This is a genomic window from Acinetobacter sp. 12966, assembly GCF_031196995.1.
In the GTDB taxonomy this organism is placed as follows: domain Bacteria; phylum Pseudomonadota; class Gammaproteobacteria; order Pseudomonadales; family Moraxellaceae; genus Acinetobacter; species Acinetobacter geminorum.
The window spans coordinates 1-16,151 of record NZ_JAVIMC010000091.1 but is presented as its reverse complement, the minus strand read 5'-3'; the positions used below and the strand labels follow the sequence as shown (position 1 = coordinate 16,151).

Annotated in this window: 11 protein-coding genes; 2 read left to right on the top strand and 9 right to left on the bottom strand. The window is 38.4% G+C overall.

Going from position 1 to position 16,151, the window contains the following annotated elements; all coding sequences use genetic code 11:
- Positions 1-76: 76 nt before the first annotated feature.
- From RFW85_RS13940 to ahcY, 4 genes are all read right to left on the bottom strand, one after another.
- Positions 77-2,929 (bottom strand): bifunctional diguanylate cyclase/phosphodiesterase, encoded by a 2,853-nt coding sequence (locus tag RFW85_RS13940; protein ID WP_170248679.1) that lies wholly within the window; start codon positions 2,927-2,929, stop codon positions 77-79.
- A gap of 134 nt (positions 2,930-3,063) precedes the next feature.
- A complete protein-coding gene (locus tag RFW85_RS13935; RefSeq protein WP_086265815.1) occupies positions 3,064-3,786 on the bottom strand; it encodes a 16S rRNA (uracil(1498)-N(3))-methyltransferase in 723 nt (240 codons plus the stop codon).
- Between the two features lie 18 nt (positions 3,787-3,804).
- Positions 3,805-4,641 (bottom strand): methylenetetrahydrofolate reductase [NAD(P)H], encoded by an 837-nt coding sequence (gene metF / locus RFW85_RS13930; protein ID WP_170248678.1) that lies wholly within the window; start codon positions 4,639-4,641, stop codon positions 3,805-3,807.
- A gap of 70 nt (positions 4,642-4,711) precedes the next feature.
- Positions 4,712-6,094, bottom strand: coding sequence for an adenosylhomocysteinase (gene ahcY, locus RFW85_RS13925; RefSeq protein ID WP_016145934.1), 1,383 nt, complete (start codon positions 6,092-6,094; stop codon positions 4,712-4,714).
- Positions 6,095-6,315: 221 nt separating this feature from the next.
- Between ahcY and RFW85_RS13920 the strand changes: the two genes are divergently transcribed.
- Positions 6,316-6,852 (top strand): cysteine peptidase family C39 domain-containing protein, encoded by a 537-nt coding sequence (locus RFW85_RS13920; protein WP_170248677.1) that lies wholly within the window; start codon positions 6,316-6,318, stop codon positions 6,850-6,852.
- A gap of 38 nt (positions 6,853-6,890) precedes the next feature.
- Here the strand turns inward: RFW85_RS13920 and RFW85_RS13915 are convergent, their stop codons facing one another.
- The 3 genes from RFW85_RS13915 to lipA all read right to left on the bottom strand — a co-directional run bounded on the left by RFW85_RS13915 (position 6,891) and on the right by lipA (position 11,134).
- Entirely contained in the window at positions 6,891-7,274 is a 384-nt protein-coding gene (locus tag RFW85_RS13915) for a carboxymuconolactone decarboxylase family protein (RefSeq protein ID WP_000043120.1), read from the bottom strand.
- 103 nt (positions 7,275-7,377) lie between these two features.
- Positions 7,378-9,843, bottom strand: a complete 2,466-nt coding sequence (locus RFW85_RS13910) for an acyl-CoA dehydrogenase (protein WP_170248676.1) — start codon at positions 9,841-9,843, stop codon at positions 7,378-7,380.
- Between the two features lie 277 nt (positions 9,844-10,120).
- Entirely contained in the window at positions 10,121-11,134 is a 1,014-nt protein-coding gene (gene lipA / locus RFW85_RS13905) for a lipoyl synthase (protein ID WP_002118167.1), read from the bottom strand.
- Between the two features lie 196 nt (positions 11,135-11,330).
- Here lipA and sthA point away from each other — a divergent pair, with 196 nt between their 5' ends.
- Complete coding sequence (gene sthA / locus RFW85_RS13900; RefSeq protein ID WP_002118117.1) at positions 11,331-12,743, top strand: Si-specific NAD(P)(+) transhydrogenase; 1,413 nt, start codon at positions 11,331-11,333, stop codon at positions 12,741-12,743.
- A gap of 243 nt (positions 12,744-12,986) precedes the next feature.
- On the opposite strand, the gene RFW85_RS13895 is transcribed toward sthA, so the two are convergent.
- Positions 12,987-14,201, bottom strand: a complete 1,215-nt coding sequence (locus tag RFW85_RS13895; protein WP_086265820.1) for an MFS transporter — start codon at positions 14,199-14,201, stop codon at positions 12,987-12,989.
- A 170-nt stretch (positions 14,202-14,371) separates the two neighbouring features.
- Entirely contained in the window at positions 14,372-15,718 is a 1,347-nt protein-coding gene (locus RFW85_RS13890; RefSeq protein WP_170248675.1) for an MFS transporter, read from the bottom strand.
- Between the last annotated feature and the right edge of the window lie 433 nt (positions 15,719-16,151).

Sequence of the window (16,151 nt, the reverse complement as noted above, 5' to 3'; positions counted from 1 at the left end):
TACTTCTTTATTTCTCACAGTCAAAAACGCTCATTTTTGGAAAAAGCAGCATAGGTAAAATAGATGATTAGAACAATTAAGAAATATGTGGTTTTGTTTGCAGATAAGGAATAATTTGCTCAGCAGGGATCGGACGACTAAAGAAATAACCTTGTAAAAAATCACATTGCTGTTTTTGTAGATAGGTGACTTGTTCTTCTGTTTCTACACCTTCGGCAACCAGTTTAAGCCCCATACTTTTACCCATCGCGATCATTGCATTTACAATTGCTTCTTGTTTGTGGTCACCAATTTTAGAAATAAAAGCACGATCAATTTTTAATACGTCAATTGGGTATTCTGTTAGATAGGCTAAAGATGAATAACCCGTACCAAAGTCATCTAAGGCAATTGAGATATCTCGTTGTTTTATCGCATGTAATAGCATTTTTACATTGGCAGTATTGTCTAAAAGGGCTGACTCTGTAATTTCAAGTTCCAGGTCTGAACCTTGTATATTATATTTTTGCAAAACTTCATCTAGATCATTGAGTAATAAGCCTCGATGTATCTGTTGAGCGACAATATTTACAGAGATTTGAATATTGAGATAACCTGCATCTTTCCATTCTTGTAGTTGCTTTCCAACTTTATCCAAAACAACTTTACCAATATCTGAAATCAGGCTACTACGCTCAGCAAAAGGTATAAACATATTTGGCATGACTAATCCTTTTTCAGGATGTTGCCAACGAATTAATGCTTCAAAACCGATAATAGATTGATCATGTAGATTAATTTTGGGTTGGTAATAAATGACAAATTCATCATTTTGTATGGCTTTACGTAATTCTTGCTCTAAATCGGCACTTTTATATGAGTTATTTGTTTTATTGCAATAATAGCAAATTGTATTACCACCTAAGCGTTTTGCTTCGGACAATGCTTGTTCCGCATGGTGGTTGAGGTGATCAATTTGTCTACCATGTTCAGGAAAACATGCAACACCAATAGATGCAGTAATAAAATATTCGTGATTATCAATATAAAAAGGTGCATTGAGCGCTTGTAAAATATTTTGACAATATTGCTCAATATTTGGATGAATTGGGGAAATTTCATAAATAATTGCGAAATCATCACTATTTAAATAGGCAACTAAAATTGCATTGATATTGATTAAGCGCAATCTTTGAGCGAACTGCTTAAGTAATTCATCACCACTATCATTATTTAAAAATTCATTGAAAGCTCGGAAGCGGTCAATGTTCACTCGTATTAATGCTAAGTTTTTAATGTTATATGACGGATTTACTAGATATTGATGTAATTGATTGTAATAGTAAAGGCGGTTAGGCAGGTGGGTGAGGCTGTCGTAATTTTTTAAATAAGATAGATGTTGTTCTTGACGTTTTTGCTCAGTCAGGTCGCGTGCAAACCCGATATAATTGGTAATTTGATTGAACTCATCTTTGACTACATTGATATGCAACCATAAATATACGCTTTTACCAGAACTAAATTTTTCGTCAAACTGACCCATATATTCTCCTGTCTCTAGGAGTTGCTGTGTTATTGATGTATGAAACTGCTGTTGTAATTCTTTTTGATTGATTGTTATGCTAAATAATTCTTTATTAACAAGTTCTGATTTAGAAAATCCTGTGAGTTTTTCATAGTAGGGATTTACATCAATATAGTTTAGGCGCTCATCTAAAATAAATATTCCTTCCGCAGCTTGCTCAAGCACAATTGCAGATAGTCTTAGATGTTCTTGATCTTTCTTCTCTTGATGTATATCGCGAGTCATTCCAACCATACGAAGCGCTTTTTGTGTTTTAGGATCTCTAGTGATGACACGGCCTACATCATGAATCCATCGCCAAGAACCATCTCTACGTAAAATTCGAAAGGTGATATTAAAATGATCTGTAATGCCTTCCAAATGTTGTTTTAAACGTTCGTCAAAAAGTTTTTTATCACTTGGATGTATACGATCTAATATCGTATTGAGATGAATAACGGCAGTCTGAGTTTGTTTTTGTTGATCGAAAAATGTAATTTCTAATTTTTGACTTTGAATATCCCAATCCCAAGGTCGAATACCTGCAGTTTCATGCGCAAAAGCTAAATTGTAGTGATGGCTTTCGAGTTGTTCATTCATTTTTGTGAGATCGTAAGTGCGTTCACGTACTTTTTGCTCAAGCAGATGATTATTAAATTGAAGCTGGGCTTCGATATCTTTAGATTTATTTACTTCTTGTTGGAGCTGTATACATAATTCTTCAGCCCATTGCGTATGTTGATCGGAAATTTGAACAAGCTGTTTGTTTTTTAATAATAATTGAGAAATCTTTTGATAATTACGTTGCGTAGCATATGCACAAAGTACAGTGGCCACAAAGGTAAGATTATAGGCAAAGTAAAAGGGTAGCTGAGTAATTGGGTTATGTGTGAATTGAGCTAGTAATAAGGGCAAGGTACTTGGAATAAATAAGAGATAAAAATATCGTGGTTGCTGGGTTAAAAAAGTAAGGCCAATGATATGAGCCGAAGTAATAAATAAAGCAATTAAAATATGAGCATCTGGTAGAGCGACTAACTCAGGGGGAAGATAAAAATGAATAATTGTGACGTTTATTCCAATTAAGATGCCTGAGATCAAACAAATACTTTGTAAAATGTGATTAGCTTTTTTTGTAAAATCAATTGCACGGTAGTGAGTTAAAATATTTGGAATAAATAATAAGCCGATAAGAGATGCTACAGTGAGGCCAATAGACCAGCTAAAAATTGTTATTACAGATGAAAAATAATAAGAAAAAATACCATATGAAATGAGACATAGCAGTATTAAGCTAATCAAATACCAGCGTATATATTGAGTTGAAAGTTTCAGCTGTTCAATTTTTGTTTGATGCTGTAGATATTCTTCCTGAAGCCCAGACATAAGATTTTTCTATCCTATTTTTTTACATATATACAGAAAGAATCTGATTTATCAGTGAAAAAGAATTTGAAATTTTATTCATACAATAAAAGTAAGTTAACTTTAAATAACGATTTAATCAATGTTCACTGAACTCAGGTGGATAAAAATCGATAATTTAAAATAGACAAGGCAACAACAGGTGCGGTTTCTGTACGTAAAACACGGTCACCAATGCACCAGTTCATAAAACCAGCTTGATTGGCTTGGGTAATTTCATTTTCACTTAGCCCACCTTCTGGGCCAATAAGTAAAGCAAGATCAGGTTGTATTCCTGCTAATACATCTTTTTGTTCTTTTTCTGGTGCTAAAACAAATTTAGATTGGGGAAGCTCAGAAGAACTTAACCATTCATGAAGAGAAATTGGTGCTAATACTTCGGGAACTAAGTTCAGGCCACATTGTTCACATGCTGCAATTGCTACAGCTTGCCAGTGATCTAATTTTTTTTGATCTCGATCGTATTTTAAGCGCATTTCACAACGTTCACTTGTTAGCAATTGAATCTGACTTACACCCAATTCAGTGGCTTTCTGAATGGCATAATCCATTCGATCGCCTTTACTCATGACTTGACCTAAAACAGCTTTAAAAGGGGCAGCACGGTTTGCAGGGTTAAAATTCTCAATTGTGACAAACGCATTTTTCTTATTAATTTCGGTTAATGACGCGAGATATTCACCACCTTGTCCATTAAATAGAGTCGCTTGTTCTTGTAATTGTGCACGTAAAACGCGAACCCAATGATGGAATACTGATTCTGTCAGTTGAATTGTTGAGCCAACTGTAAGTTCAGTTTCGATAAAAAAACGGTTCATTGGGTACGCCTTACAAAATTAATTTAAACCAAGATCAACAACAAGTTGACGAGTAGGTTCGATTTGATTCATTGAATAGAAGTGTAAGCTTGGCGCACCACCTGCAATCAGGCGTTCGCATAGCTTAACAACAACTTCATGACCGAAAGCTTTGATACTTTCACTGTCATCACCATAGGCTTGTAATTGCTTACGGATCCAGCGAGGAATTTCAGCACCCGTACCGTCTGCAAAGCGAATTAGGTTGCTTGCGTTGGTAATTGGCATGATTCCTGGAGCCACCGGAATGTTAATTCCAGCTTTTTCCAAGCGCTCTATAAAATAAAAGTATGAGTCTGGATTAAAGAAGAATTGAGTAATTCCTGCATTGGCACCAGCTTGTACTTTTTCAATAAAACGTTGAATATCTGAATCAAGGCTTTCAGCTTGAGGATGCATTTCTGGATAAGCTGCAACTTCAATATGAAAATGATCACCTGAGTGCTCACGAATAAAACGTACTAAATCTTGAGCATAAGGAAGCTCACCAAGCCCAACCTGACCAGATGGTAAGTCACCACGTAAAGCAACAATACGGTCAATGCCTTGAGCTTTATATAAATCCAGTAACTCAGCAATACGAGCTTTATCATCACCAATACAAGAAAGATGAGGCGCAACAGGAGTGCCTTTACCATTGAAATCTTCAATAGCAGCAAGCGTGCGTTCGCGAGTAGAACCACCAGCACCATAAGTAATCGAGAAAAACTCTGGATTTAATAGCTGTAATTCTTGGTGAACAATACGAAGTTTTTCGGCACCAACATCAGTTTTCGGCGGAAAAAACTCAAAAGAAATAGGTGTACGTTTAGTCATGTCAAATCCTTGTAAACAGCGAAACATTTTAGAAAAAAGGGCAGTCGGTTCACCGTCTGCCCTTAAGTTCTTAGTATTTGTAAGCGTCAGATTTGAATGGTCCCTCAACAGCAACACCTAAATAATCGGCTTGCTCTTGAGTTAACTGAGTAAGTACACCACCGAAACCTGCAACCATTGCAGCAGCAACTTCTTCGTCAAGTTTCTTAGGAAGAACTTCTACACGAATTTTTGCAGCTTTCTCATTTGCAGGAAGATCAGCAAATTTCTCTTGGAATAAGTGAATTTGTCCTAGAACTTGGTTAGCAAAAGAACCATCCATTACACGTGATGGGTGACCAGTTGCATTACCTAGGTTTACAAGGCGACCTTCAGAAAGAAGGATAAGGTAGTTGTTTTCGTCTTCTGAACGATAAACTTGGTGAACTTGTGGCTTAACTTCAACCCACTTGTAACCACGTAAATACGCAGTGTCAATTTCTGTATCGAAGTGACCGATGTTACATACAACTGCACCAGCTTTTAAGCTGTCTAGCATTGCGGCATCACACACGTGGTAGTTACCAGTTGTTGTTACAACAAGGTCAGTGTTGCCAAGAAGATCGTGGTTAATATCTTCTTTTTTGCCTGTTTGTACGCCGTTTTTATATGGAGATACAACTTCATAGCCGTCCATACATGCTTGCATTGCACAAATTGGGTCAACTTCTGTTACACGAACGATCATACCTTCTTGACGTAAAGATTGAGCAGAACCTTTACCTACATCACCATAACCAACTACAAGTGCACGGCGACCAGACAAAAGCATGTCAGTTGCACGTTTGATCGCGTCATTTAATGAGTGACGGCAACCATATTTGTTGTCGTTTTTAGATTTAGTAACTGAGTCATTTACGTTAATTGCAGGAACTTTCAAAGAACCGTCTTTCCACATTTCGATAAGACGTTGAACACCTGTTGTAGTTTCTTCAGTAATACCGTGAATACGTTCTAAAAGAGCAGGGTATTTTTCATGAACAAGAGCAGTTAAATCACCGCCATCGTCCAAAATCATGTTGGCATCCCAAGGTTGACCATTTACATTGATCTGTTGTTCAAGGCACCATACATATTCTTCTTCAGTTTCACCTTTCCAAGCAAAAACTGGAATACCGCGAGCAGCAATTGCAGCAGCAGCATGGTCTTGAGTAGAGAAAATGTTACATGATGTCCAGCGTACTTCAGCACCTAATTCAACAAGCGTTTCAATAAGAACAGCTGTTTGAATGGTCATGTGAATACAACCAAGAATTTTTGCGCCAGCAAGTGGTTTAGAAGCTGCATAGCGTTTACGTAAGCCGATCAAAGCTGGCATTTCTGCTTCAGCAAGTTTGATTTCTTTACGGCCGTAGTCAGCAAGAGAGATGTCAGCAACTTTGTAATCTGTAAATGAAGCATTAACCGCGTTCATCAGGATCTCCTAGGAAAAAATAGTATTGATCATTCTGTTCGCGGATGCCGTTGTTGGTTAAAACGAGTGTTTAACCGATCGTCGAGCCTGGCAAATTGATCTTTAGTGCCGATCATTTGTCGCAGCATCCCTCGACTAGCGAAACATTGTACTTGGAAAAGCTTTTAGTGCCAATCCAGTTTTGTTTATTATCTGCGTAATTATCACTTTAGATTCTAATTATGGCATTAAATATTCCCGAGTCGTTGGCACGCCTAGAGTCAAACTGTGGCGTTTTTGCAGTTTGGATGTTACTTCAACATCATGGAGTACAAATTGATGTTGCTGAGTTGATTAATGTTTGCCGACACGATGAAGAAGGCACCTATACGATTGCCTTAGCTGTTGCTTTAAAGAAACTAGGATTTGAAGTGTCATTTCATTCAGATGAGGATCCTAGCATTAGCCCCAGCGAACGTATGAGCTATAAAGAAGCAAAGGTATTAAAAATTCCAACTGGACCAGCGCTGAGCTATCAAGATATTCAAGCTGCAATTCAAAACGGAAAAATGGTGATTGTGTACTACGATACTTTGGATGGCGTTGGTAATCAGTCGCTCATTTATTCTATAGATCAAAATGAAATCTGCTTTTTTGATAGTTTCGAACCAATGTTAGCTGCAGTTTTTGAAAAGCAGCGTAAAGCAGAAGGAATCTGTCGTCAGGCTATTATAATTGGTGATCGTAATTTAAGTATTTATTCGACTAAATTAAATTAGGTCAAAGTGAGCCAGTACAGTGCTGGCTCATATTGAAGTTATTTTTGTTGATATTCTTGAATTACTTCTAAAGCAGCACGAAAAGCTTCTTGAGTAGCAGGTGCGCCGCAATATGGTAGGCTGTGCAATAAAGTTTCTTGAATCTCTTCAACTGTACAACCATTGTTTAGTGCACCACGAACATGGCCTTTGAGTTCAGTTGGCGATTTAAGTGCGGTTAGCATAGCTAAAGTTATTAATGAGCGATATTTACGTGGAAGTACACCTTCACGTTGCCAAGTCGATCCCCATGCATGTTCGTTAATCCAGTCTTGTAAAGGCTGAGTAAAGGGTACGGTGTTTTCTTGGGCACGTTTTACAAAAGCTTCTCCCATCACTTCTGTGCGAACTTTTAATCCATTTTCGTAATCTTGCTTAGACATTAATTTCTCCTAAAAATAAAAGCGTCGAGTGACGCTTTTATGGTTATTTATTAATTAATGCGAATCAAAAATGATTGCAATAGTGAATTAGTGGAGGCACCAGTCACACTATTTGATGAGGGTTTGACAAAGGAAGATCTTTATTTAAATCTTCATCAAATACATCTGTAAGCATGCTGTCGAATCGAATTGCGTTGTATTGCAATAGTTGTTGAGCTTCGCTTTCAGAAATAAAACCTTCTTTTATCGCTTGTTGAATATTCTCTTCGAAAGTCAGTCCTGTAAATTTGCCTTTAGATTCAGCTTTTTTAAACTTATCCCAAAGTGGTTCAAGTGTTCGTAGAATTTGGAATGTATGTTCTAAACGTCCAGTCACATCATCGGCTTTGGTTGAATAAAATACGTGATGCTTAAGCTGCTCTCTAAAAGGATGCTCTTGCATCATAAGTTCAGCGACTTGTTGTTTTAACTCATCATCTGGTTTTGAAATGACACGACCAAAAGGGAAACAGATCCATTTTACAAATGCTGCCGGAAGTTTAGCTGGGAAGTTTTCAAATAATCCCCAAAATGCTTCCTGAATATTCAAGAAAGCTTTTTGTAGCGCTAATTTTGCATGAAGTTGTTCGGCTTCAGTTTTTTGGCCAGCTTCATAAAATTTTAAAATCGCAGTAGAAATAAAGAGGTGCGCGTGAATATCTGCCAAGCGTCCTGATAACATTTCTTTGCGTTTTAGGTCTCCTGCAAGTAAACCAAGTGACATATCTGAAACAAGTGCGAAGTTGGCACTAAAACGATTAATCGTTTTATAGTAACTTGCGGTGAATTGATCTGCTGACTGAGGCGCATCGCTTGAGCCACCTGTCCAACCGTAAGCAAATGATCTTGCACCACGGTTAAAGGTATAGGCTAAATGTTTGAATAATAAATCATCAAATTTTTTGACTGAGTTATTTTTGTCTTCAGATTGAAGGAGTTGCAACTCTTCAAATAGATAAGGGTGACAACGCATTGAGCCTTGGCCAAAAATCATCAATGAACGGGTCAAAATATTTGCGCCTTCTACCGTGATAGCAATCGGAATCGCTTGATATGTAAGGGCAAGGAAATTACGTGGCCCGAGTTGAATTGCTCGTCCTCCAGCAATATCCATTCCGTGATTAACGACTTTACGCATTGTTTCAGTTGCATAATATTTTGCCATGGCGGTCATCACGGCAGGTGTTCCACCTTGGTTTAGGCCACATGTGACTAAATAACGGAATGCTTCAAGCATGTAGGCATCGCTGGCAATTTCACTGGTTGCTTCTTGTACGCCTTCAAATTTACCGACAGAAATATTAAATTGCTGGCGAATTTTCGCAAAAGCACCAACGGTTAAATAGCTCATTTCACCTGCGGCTGTGGCTAATGCTGGAAGGGAAATACCTCGGCCCACACCTAAACATTCCATGAGCATGCGCCAGCCTTTTCCGGCATTTTCTTGACCACCAATAATCCAGTCAATAGGAATAAAAACATCTTTTCCTTCTACTGTTCCATTCATAAATGGAGAGCCGGGATAATGACGTGCTCCTATTTTTACACCCGCATGGCTTGCAGGGATGAGTGCACAGGTAATACCGTATTCGGTTTTATTTTTATCGCCGAGTAGACCTTCAGGGTCATAAAGTTTAAATGCTAGACCAACAACAGTTGCAATTGGTGCAAGCGTAATCCAGCGTTTAGAGAAATTCATGCGAAGTCCAAGGACTTGAGCACCTTCATATTCGCCGTAGCAAACAACACCTGAATCTGGAATGGCGCCTGCATCTGAACCTGCTTCTGGGCTAGTTAAACCAAAACATGGAATTTCCTCACCTTTAGCAAGGCCCGGTAAATATTGCTGCTTTTGTGCATCTGTACCGTAGTGCATGAGTAGCTCACCTGGTCCTAACGAGTTTGGAACCATACAACTCACAGCTGTGGTGAGTGAGCGTGAAGCAATTTTGGTCATAATACGGCTTTGGGCAAATGAGCTAAATTCTTTGCCACCAAAGGACTTTGGAATAATGAGGCCTAAAAAACCTTTATCTTTAATAAATTGCCAAACTTCAGGTGGCAGATCTTTTAAGTGATGATGAATCTCCCATTCATCTAGCATGCTACAAAGGAGCTCAACTTCATTGTCTATAAAACTTTGTTCTTCTGCTGACAAGGTTGGGTAGGGGTACTTTTCAAACTGAGACCAATCAGGTGCCCCCATAAACAACTCTTTTTCCCACCAACTGGTACCTGCCTCTAAAGCCTCTTGTTCAGTCGTACTGATGCTCGGCATTGAGTTTGCTAAAGTTTTATATGCAGGTTGAGTAATTAGGTTAAAGCGTAATGGTGCAAATAAAATAATGATACTAAGGGCAATAAGTGGAATACCTAAAATGAGAGCCCATGGCGTTAATATGAGTGCAGTAAATATAGCTACCACAATCGTAATAACACTGCCAATGACGCGATTTAGGTTAAAAAAGAAAATTGCCCATATTGTAAAAAGCTGAATGACAATGCTTAAAACAAAGAGTAGGAAAACCATACTTGCTCCTTGCTAGATAAGTCCTCAAGTTAGAAGTTACAAAAAGCGAGGAGAGATTTAAGGCTTAACTAGCTAATTTTAATGCTGTTTAAATTTAATTTTTTATGTCGCAATTGATGTATATGCTAGAGCAGGGATATATCGTACTTTTAGGTATAAGATATTTTTAAGTGAAAGTGTAATGGGTTGTTTTATCGATTTGTCAAGAAATGTTATTGATTTTCTTATACAAATAAAAAGCCCTCTGAAGTAGAGGGCTTTTATAGATATTTAATTTTTAAGCTTCGACAACTTGAACAGCGATTTTTTTAGCTGGATCTACTTTGCGACGAACTTCTGGTACGGGTTCACCGTGGTATTGACGATCAGCAAAGTAACTTGAACGCACCATTGGTGCAGACCAAATATTTCTAAAGCCAAGCTTACGGCCATGCTCGGCATAACGTTCGAACTCTTCTGGTGTTACAAAGCGGTCAATTGGCGCGTGTTGTTTAGAAGGTTGTAAGTATTGACCAATAGTCACATAGTCAACATCGTGAGCACGCAAGTCATCAAGCAATGCAATAACTTCTTCTTCAGTTTCACCGATACCCACCATCAAACCACATTTTGTTGGGATATCAGGGCAATATTCTTTAAACATTTTTAATAAGTTTAAAGAATGTTGATAGTCTGAACCTGGGCGCATCGCTTTATATAGACGTGGCACAGTCTCGATGTTGTGGTTAAATACGTCTGGTGGACATTCAGTCATAATGCGTAAAGCAATATCCATACGTCCGCGGAAATCTGGTACTAAAATCTCAAGCAATGTATTTGGGCTTAGTGCACGAGCTTCTTTGATACAGTCCACAAAGTGTTGTGCACCACCGTCAAGTAAGTCATCACGGTCAACCGAAGTAATTACTGCATATTTGAGCTTAAGATTAGCAATTGTCTCTGCCATGTGACGAGGCTCATCTGCATCGAGTGCATTTGGACGGCCATGTGCTACATCACAGAAAGGGCAACGACGTGTACAAATATCACCCATGATCATGAATGTTGCTGTACCACCGCCAAAGCATTCTGGAAGGTTTGGACAAGCAGCTTCTTCACAAACGGTATGGAGTTTTTGAGCACGTAAAGTGGTTTTAATACGCTGAACTTCTTCTGGTGCCGTCATCTTGACACGAATCCAGTCAGGTTTACGCGGCACTTCAACCGTAGGTACAACTTTTACAGGAATTCTTGCGACTTTTTCTGCGCCACGAAGTTTTACACCCTGTTCAGGTTTACGGTGTTCTGACATATTTAACTTTTCCACTCGTTTATAGAGACATTGACATTGTATTATAGCGAACTTCTGCAGTTAATAGCGGAAAATAACTATTCATATAATAAATGTGGTTATTCAGAAATATAGGGTTGAGAAATACATAAATTCACCGCATATTAGCCATAATTTATTATAAAATATGGTCATTCAAGTGAGGAAGGAGCTTTCAATGCCACGTAAAAAAGAGGTCGTTAGTGGGAATTTCGTTAAATACGATGCGGTAGTTCTCGGTTCTGGACCTGCAGGTGAAGGCGCGGCAATGAAGCTTGCAAAAGCGGGTAAGCGTGTTGCAATTGTAGATGTGCGTGATCAACTGGGTGGTAACTGTGCACACGTTGGTACCATTCCAAGTAAAGCATTACGTCAAACAGTTTCTAGTATTATCCGCTATCAGCGCGATCCAATGTTTCAAAAAGTAGGTGAATGGAAACAGTTCACCATGAAACAGGTTTTGCGTAATGCACACAAAGTGATTCAACAACAGGTTGATACGCATACACGCTTTTATGACCGCAACAAAATCGGCGTATTTCATGGCCGTGCATATATTCAAGATAAAAATACAGTTTTAGTTTTTAGCCATGAAGGCATTAAAGAAACAATCATCTGTAAGCAAATCGTAATTGCGACAGGTAGTCGTCCTTATCATCCACAAGGTTTAGACTTTGATCATCCTCGTGTATTTGATTCAGACAAAATTCTTGATCTTGATTATTCAATTCAAAAAATCATTATTTACGGCGCAGGTGTTATTGGCTGTGAATATGCCTCAATCTTTATCGGTTTAGACCATAAAGTTGACTTGATTAATACTCAGCAAAAACTATTAAGTTATCTAGATGATGAAATTGCTGATGCATTGTCTTATCACTTACGTGAACAAGGTGTATTGATTCGTCACAATGAGCAAATGGATCACCTAGAAACGTTTGACGACCATGTTGTACTACACTTACAAAGTGGTAAAAAGATTAAAGCCGATGCGATTCTTTGGTGTAACGGTCGTTCAGGAAACACTGAAGGTTTAGGTCTTGAGAATGTTGGGTTGGTACCAAATAACCGTGGTCAACTTTCAGTAAATGATCAATATCAAACTGAAGTTGAAAATATCTATGCTGCTGGTGACGTGATTGGTTGGCCATCACTTGCTTCTGCTGCTTATGACCAAGGGCGCTGTGCTGGCGCAAACATGAGTGGTGAAGATGCGAAGCCAGTACGTGATATCCCAACAGGTATTTATACTATTCCGGAAATCTCATCAATTGGTAAAAATGAACAAGAATTGACGGAAGAGAAAATTCCGTATGAAGTAGGTCAAGCTTCTTTCCGTCATTTAGCTCGTGCACAAATTACTGGTGATACAGTGGGGGAGTTAAAAATTCTTTTCCACCGTGACACTATGGAAATTTTAGGTATTCACTGTTTTGGTAATAACGCTGCCGAAATTATCCACATTGGGCAAGCAGTTATGCACAGCCCAAATAATACTCTGAAATATTTTGTTGAAACAACATTTAACTATCCAACAATGGCAGAAGCATATCGTGTAGCTGCGCTTAATGGTATGAATCGTTTGTTTTGATTTTAAATAAGTTTTTCATAAAAAAGCCCGCAAACTTGCGGGCTTTTTTATTTTCATTAGACCATAGGTTTTTTATATTTTTATGACAATTTGCTGTATGCGTCTGGTTGTCTATATCTCTAGTGAGCACAAAATGCTTGATTAAAATATACAAACAAATCAGGAGTTTGTTTCCATAAAATGATTGAACAGGCCAGCAGAGTAATCACGAGCAAAGTCATAATTGTTTTCAAAAGTAAGGCATTATGCGTCATGAATAACAGCCTCCTCATTTACAAAGAAATGTACGATTACCCCTAATATACTCAATGCTATTGAACATAGCCAAATCGCATTGTAATTACCTGTTAAATCATGGTTAACACCGCCAAGCCAACCGCCAAAGAAAGAACCGACTTGATGGGTGAAAAACACAATACCACTGAGCATTGAAAGGTATTTAACACCGAACATATTTGCGACAATGCCGTTGGTAAGTGGAACTGTAGAGAGCCATAAAAGTCCCATAATGACGCCAAAAGCATATACCGTATAAGTGCTTAGAGGTAATAGTAAAAATGCGATGATTGCGATGCCTCGGCTACCGTAAAGCGCCATTAATAATTTAGGTTTTGAGAATCGATCTCCTAGCCAACCTGCCCCATAAGTTCCTACAATATTAAATAGTCCTACTAGGGCTAGAAACACAGTACCTGTAGCTGCATCAAAGCCGTGATCTATTAAATAGCCCGGTAGATGAACACCTAAGAAGACCACCTGAAATCCACACACTAAAAAGCCTAAAGCTAACCACCAGAATGGCTTATGTTTTCTAGCAATATTCAGTACTTGTTTAAATGTGAGCTGAGGTTGAGTAATTGCTTTTGGCGTTTGGTTGCTTGGTCCTTTTAGCATCCACGCTAGGGGAATGATAAGCGCAATTAACAACGCACTCACCATTAAAGCTGACGACCATCCTACCGTTTTAAGTAAGAGAAGGGTGGAAGGTAGCATAATAAACTGACCAAAAGAGCCTGCTGCACTGGCAATACCCATTGCCATACTTCTTTTTTCTGGAGGGGCGGCTCGGCCTACTGCACTCAGTAAAACCGTAAAAGAGGTTGCTGATAAAGCTAAACCAATAATAAGACCTAAGCTTAAATTCAAAATGAGTACACTTGAACTAAAAGCCATTAAAAGTAGACCTAGGGTATAAAGTAAGCCACCAACAGCAACTACAACTTTACTGCCATATTTATCTGCAATTGCCCCGGTAAAAGGCTGAACAGCTCCCCAGATCAGGTTCTGCATGGCTATCGCAAGACTAAAAACATGCTGTCCCCAGCCAAATTCATGGCTCATTGGTACAAGGTAGAGACCGAAACCATGACGGACACCTAATGAAAGGGCCAGAATAATTGCACTGCCAATCAGCATATAGATGAGGGACTGAGAAAATTGGTTGCCAGTTTTAGTCATGATTAATGGAAAATTATAATAATGATGATTTATTGTAGAAGATATATCGAAAAATATCGATATAGTTGGAGGGAATATTTAAGAAGAATTAAAAAGTTCTTAAGGATCTTATTTTATGAGAAGAAAATTAAAGAAGCAGACATCATTTTGATCTCTGCTTCTTGTAAAAATTAAGCAGCAGAGTTACGTTCCAGTAATGCTTGTTCAAAAAGGACTTGTTCCTTTTCTTTATGTTCTGTTGTAAAGCGAATCAAAATTACGCTACAGCCAGCGACTATAACCAACCCACCTAAAATAAATAGACAAGTTTGAATATCGAGTACACCTTTTAATAAAAAACCAGCTGCAACTGCACCCACATTTCCGCCTGCACCAATAATTCCTGCAACACCACCTAAAGCATTACGATCAATAAATGGTACGAGAGCATATGTCGCGCCACAAGCCATGTGAGTAAACAGGGCAAAAATCGTCATAGAAATAATTGCAAGAGCAACCACATTCATTTGAGAAAAGAGAATTAAGAATAAGCCTTCACCTAAAATCATGAGTACCAGTACTTTAGTGCGGCCATCTAAACCTTTTTTGAGTGCGACTTTATCGGAAATAATACCGCCAAGTGCACGAGCAAAGAGTGCAAGAAGACCAAATATCCCCGCGGTTAAACCAGCAGTTTTTAAATCCATTTTGAACTGATCAACATAGTACATTGCTGCAACGTTATGGATAAAAATTTCAATCCCGAAACATGCACCGTAAGCCACAAATAAAATCCAGACACGGTAGTTGCGAGCAGCTTGCATTAAAATAGCCATACCACCTTTTTTACCACTGCCAACTTCAATACCTTGTGCGCGGACTTCTTTAAAGTTTCCTTGAGGGCAGTCTTGGGTGAGTTTCCAATAAAGAATACCAACAATGATCATCATTACGCCTGGTACGATTAATGCAACACGCCAACCCATAGCTTGTTCGACACCGAACATTACAATCGCACCGAGCAATAAAGGCATTAAGGCTTGAGTTGCACCGCCACCAGCATTACCCCAACCAGCAGCAGCTGCATTTGCCGTGCCTACAACATTAGGTGCAAACATAACACTTGTATGGTATTGCGTAATAACGAAGCTTGCGCCAATTGCACCAATTAGTAAGCGGAAGAATAAAAAAGACTCATAACTGTTGGCAGCAGCAACACCAAATACAGGAATACTGCCAAGCAAGAGAAGGGCTGTATAGGTAACCCTCGGTCCATATTTATCACAAAGCGGACCTACGACAAGTCGTACTAAAATCGTAATTGCAACGGCGGCAATATTAATATTGGCAATCTGGTCTTTGGTTAAGCCGAATTCCCCTTTAATAACTGGCATGAGTGGAGCACAGGCAAACCATGCGAAGAAGCACACAAAGAATGCGAGCCATGTCATATGGAAAGCACGCATTGCAGGAGTAGAAAAGCTAAATAATTTTATTTCAGTTGCTTTTTTTGTATCTCGATTGACATTTGAAGACATACGGCGTCCCTCTGAACTGAACGAAATTTTAATTTGCAAGGCGATTTATTGCCTATCTGCAAACCGATCAGAGCGGACATCGTTGGCCGTCTTGGTTTATTCATTGAATCATCGTTGACTCATCTTGCTATGAATAAAGCAAAGCTTGTGCCAAAAAAATAATTTTACTAAAAAGGAAAAATTACTTTCTAATTCTATTGAGTTAGTTTATTAAAAATAAAATTAATTAAAAAATAGAAATAAATCAGTAAATACTCATAAGAGAGGAGAGTAGTAAATTTTTTCTATTGGCTTCATGAAAGTGCTCATTTTTTTAGCATTTTGATTTAAAAAGAAGCAAAATCTACAAAAAAGAAAGCTATAAAAACGTGCATAAGTTTTTATAGCTTTGTGTGACACAAAAGTTAGAAGCGTGATCCTAGACAGTATCGTG

What these genes read in the sequence shown, in the direction of transcription:
- RFW85_RS13940 (WP_170248679.1), bottom strand. Translation starts at nt 2,929, where the DNA reads ATGTCTGGGCTTCAGGAAGAATATCTACAGCATCAAACAAAAATTGAA.
- RFW85_RS13935 (WP_086265815.1), bottom strand. Translation starts at nt 3,786, where the DNA reads ATGAACCGTTTTTTTATCGAAACTGAACTTACAGTTGGCTCAACAATT.
- metF (WP_170248678.1), bottom strand. Translation starts at nt 4,641, where the DNA reads ATGACTAAACGTACACCTATTTCTTTTGAGTTTTTTCCGCCGAAAACT.
- ahcY (WP_016145934.1), bottom strand. Translation starts at nt 6,094, where the DNA reads ATGAACGCGGTTAATGCTTCATTTACAGATTACAAAGTTGCTGACATC.
- RFW85_RS13920 (WP_170248677.1), top strand. Translation starts at nt 6,316, where the DNA reads ATGGCATTAAATATTCCCGAGTCGTTGGCACGCCTAGAGTCAAACTGT.
- RFW85_RS13915 (WP_000043120.1), bottom strand. Translation starts at nt 7,274, where the DNA reads ATGTCTAAGCAAGATTACGAAAATGGATTAAAAGTTCGCACAGAAGTG.
- RFW85_RS13910 (WP_170248676.1), bottom strand. Translation starts at nt 9,843, where the DNA reads ATGGTTTTCCTACTCTTTGTTTTAAGCATTGTCATTCAGCTTTTTACA.
- lipA (WP_002118167.1), bottom strand. Translation starts at nt 11,134, where the DNA reads ATGTCAGAACACCGTAAACCTGAACAGGGTGTAAAACTTCGTGGCGCA.
- sthA (WP_002118117.1), top strand. Translation starts at nt 11,331, where the DNA reads ATGCCACGTAAAAAAGAGGTCGTTAGTGGGAATTTCGTTAAATACGAT.
- RFW85_RS13895 (WP_086265820.1), bottom strand. Translation starts at nt 14,201, where the DNA reads ATGACTAAAACTGGCAACCAATTTTCTCAGTCCCTCATCTATATGCTG.
- RFW85_RS13890 (WP_170248675.1), bottom strand. Translation starts at nt 15,718, where the DNA reads ATGTCTTCAAATGTCAATCGAGATACAAAAAAAGCAACTGAAATAAAA.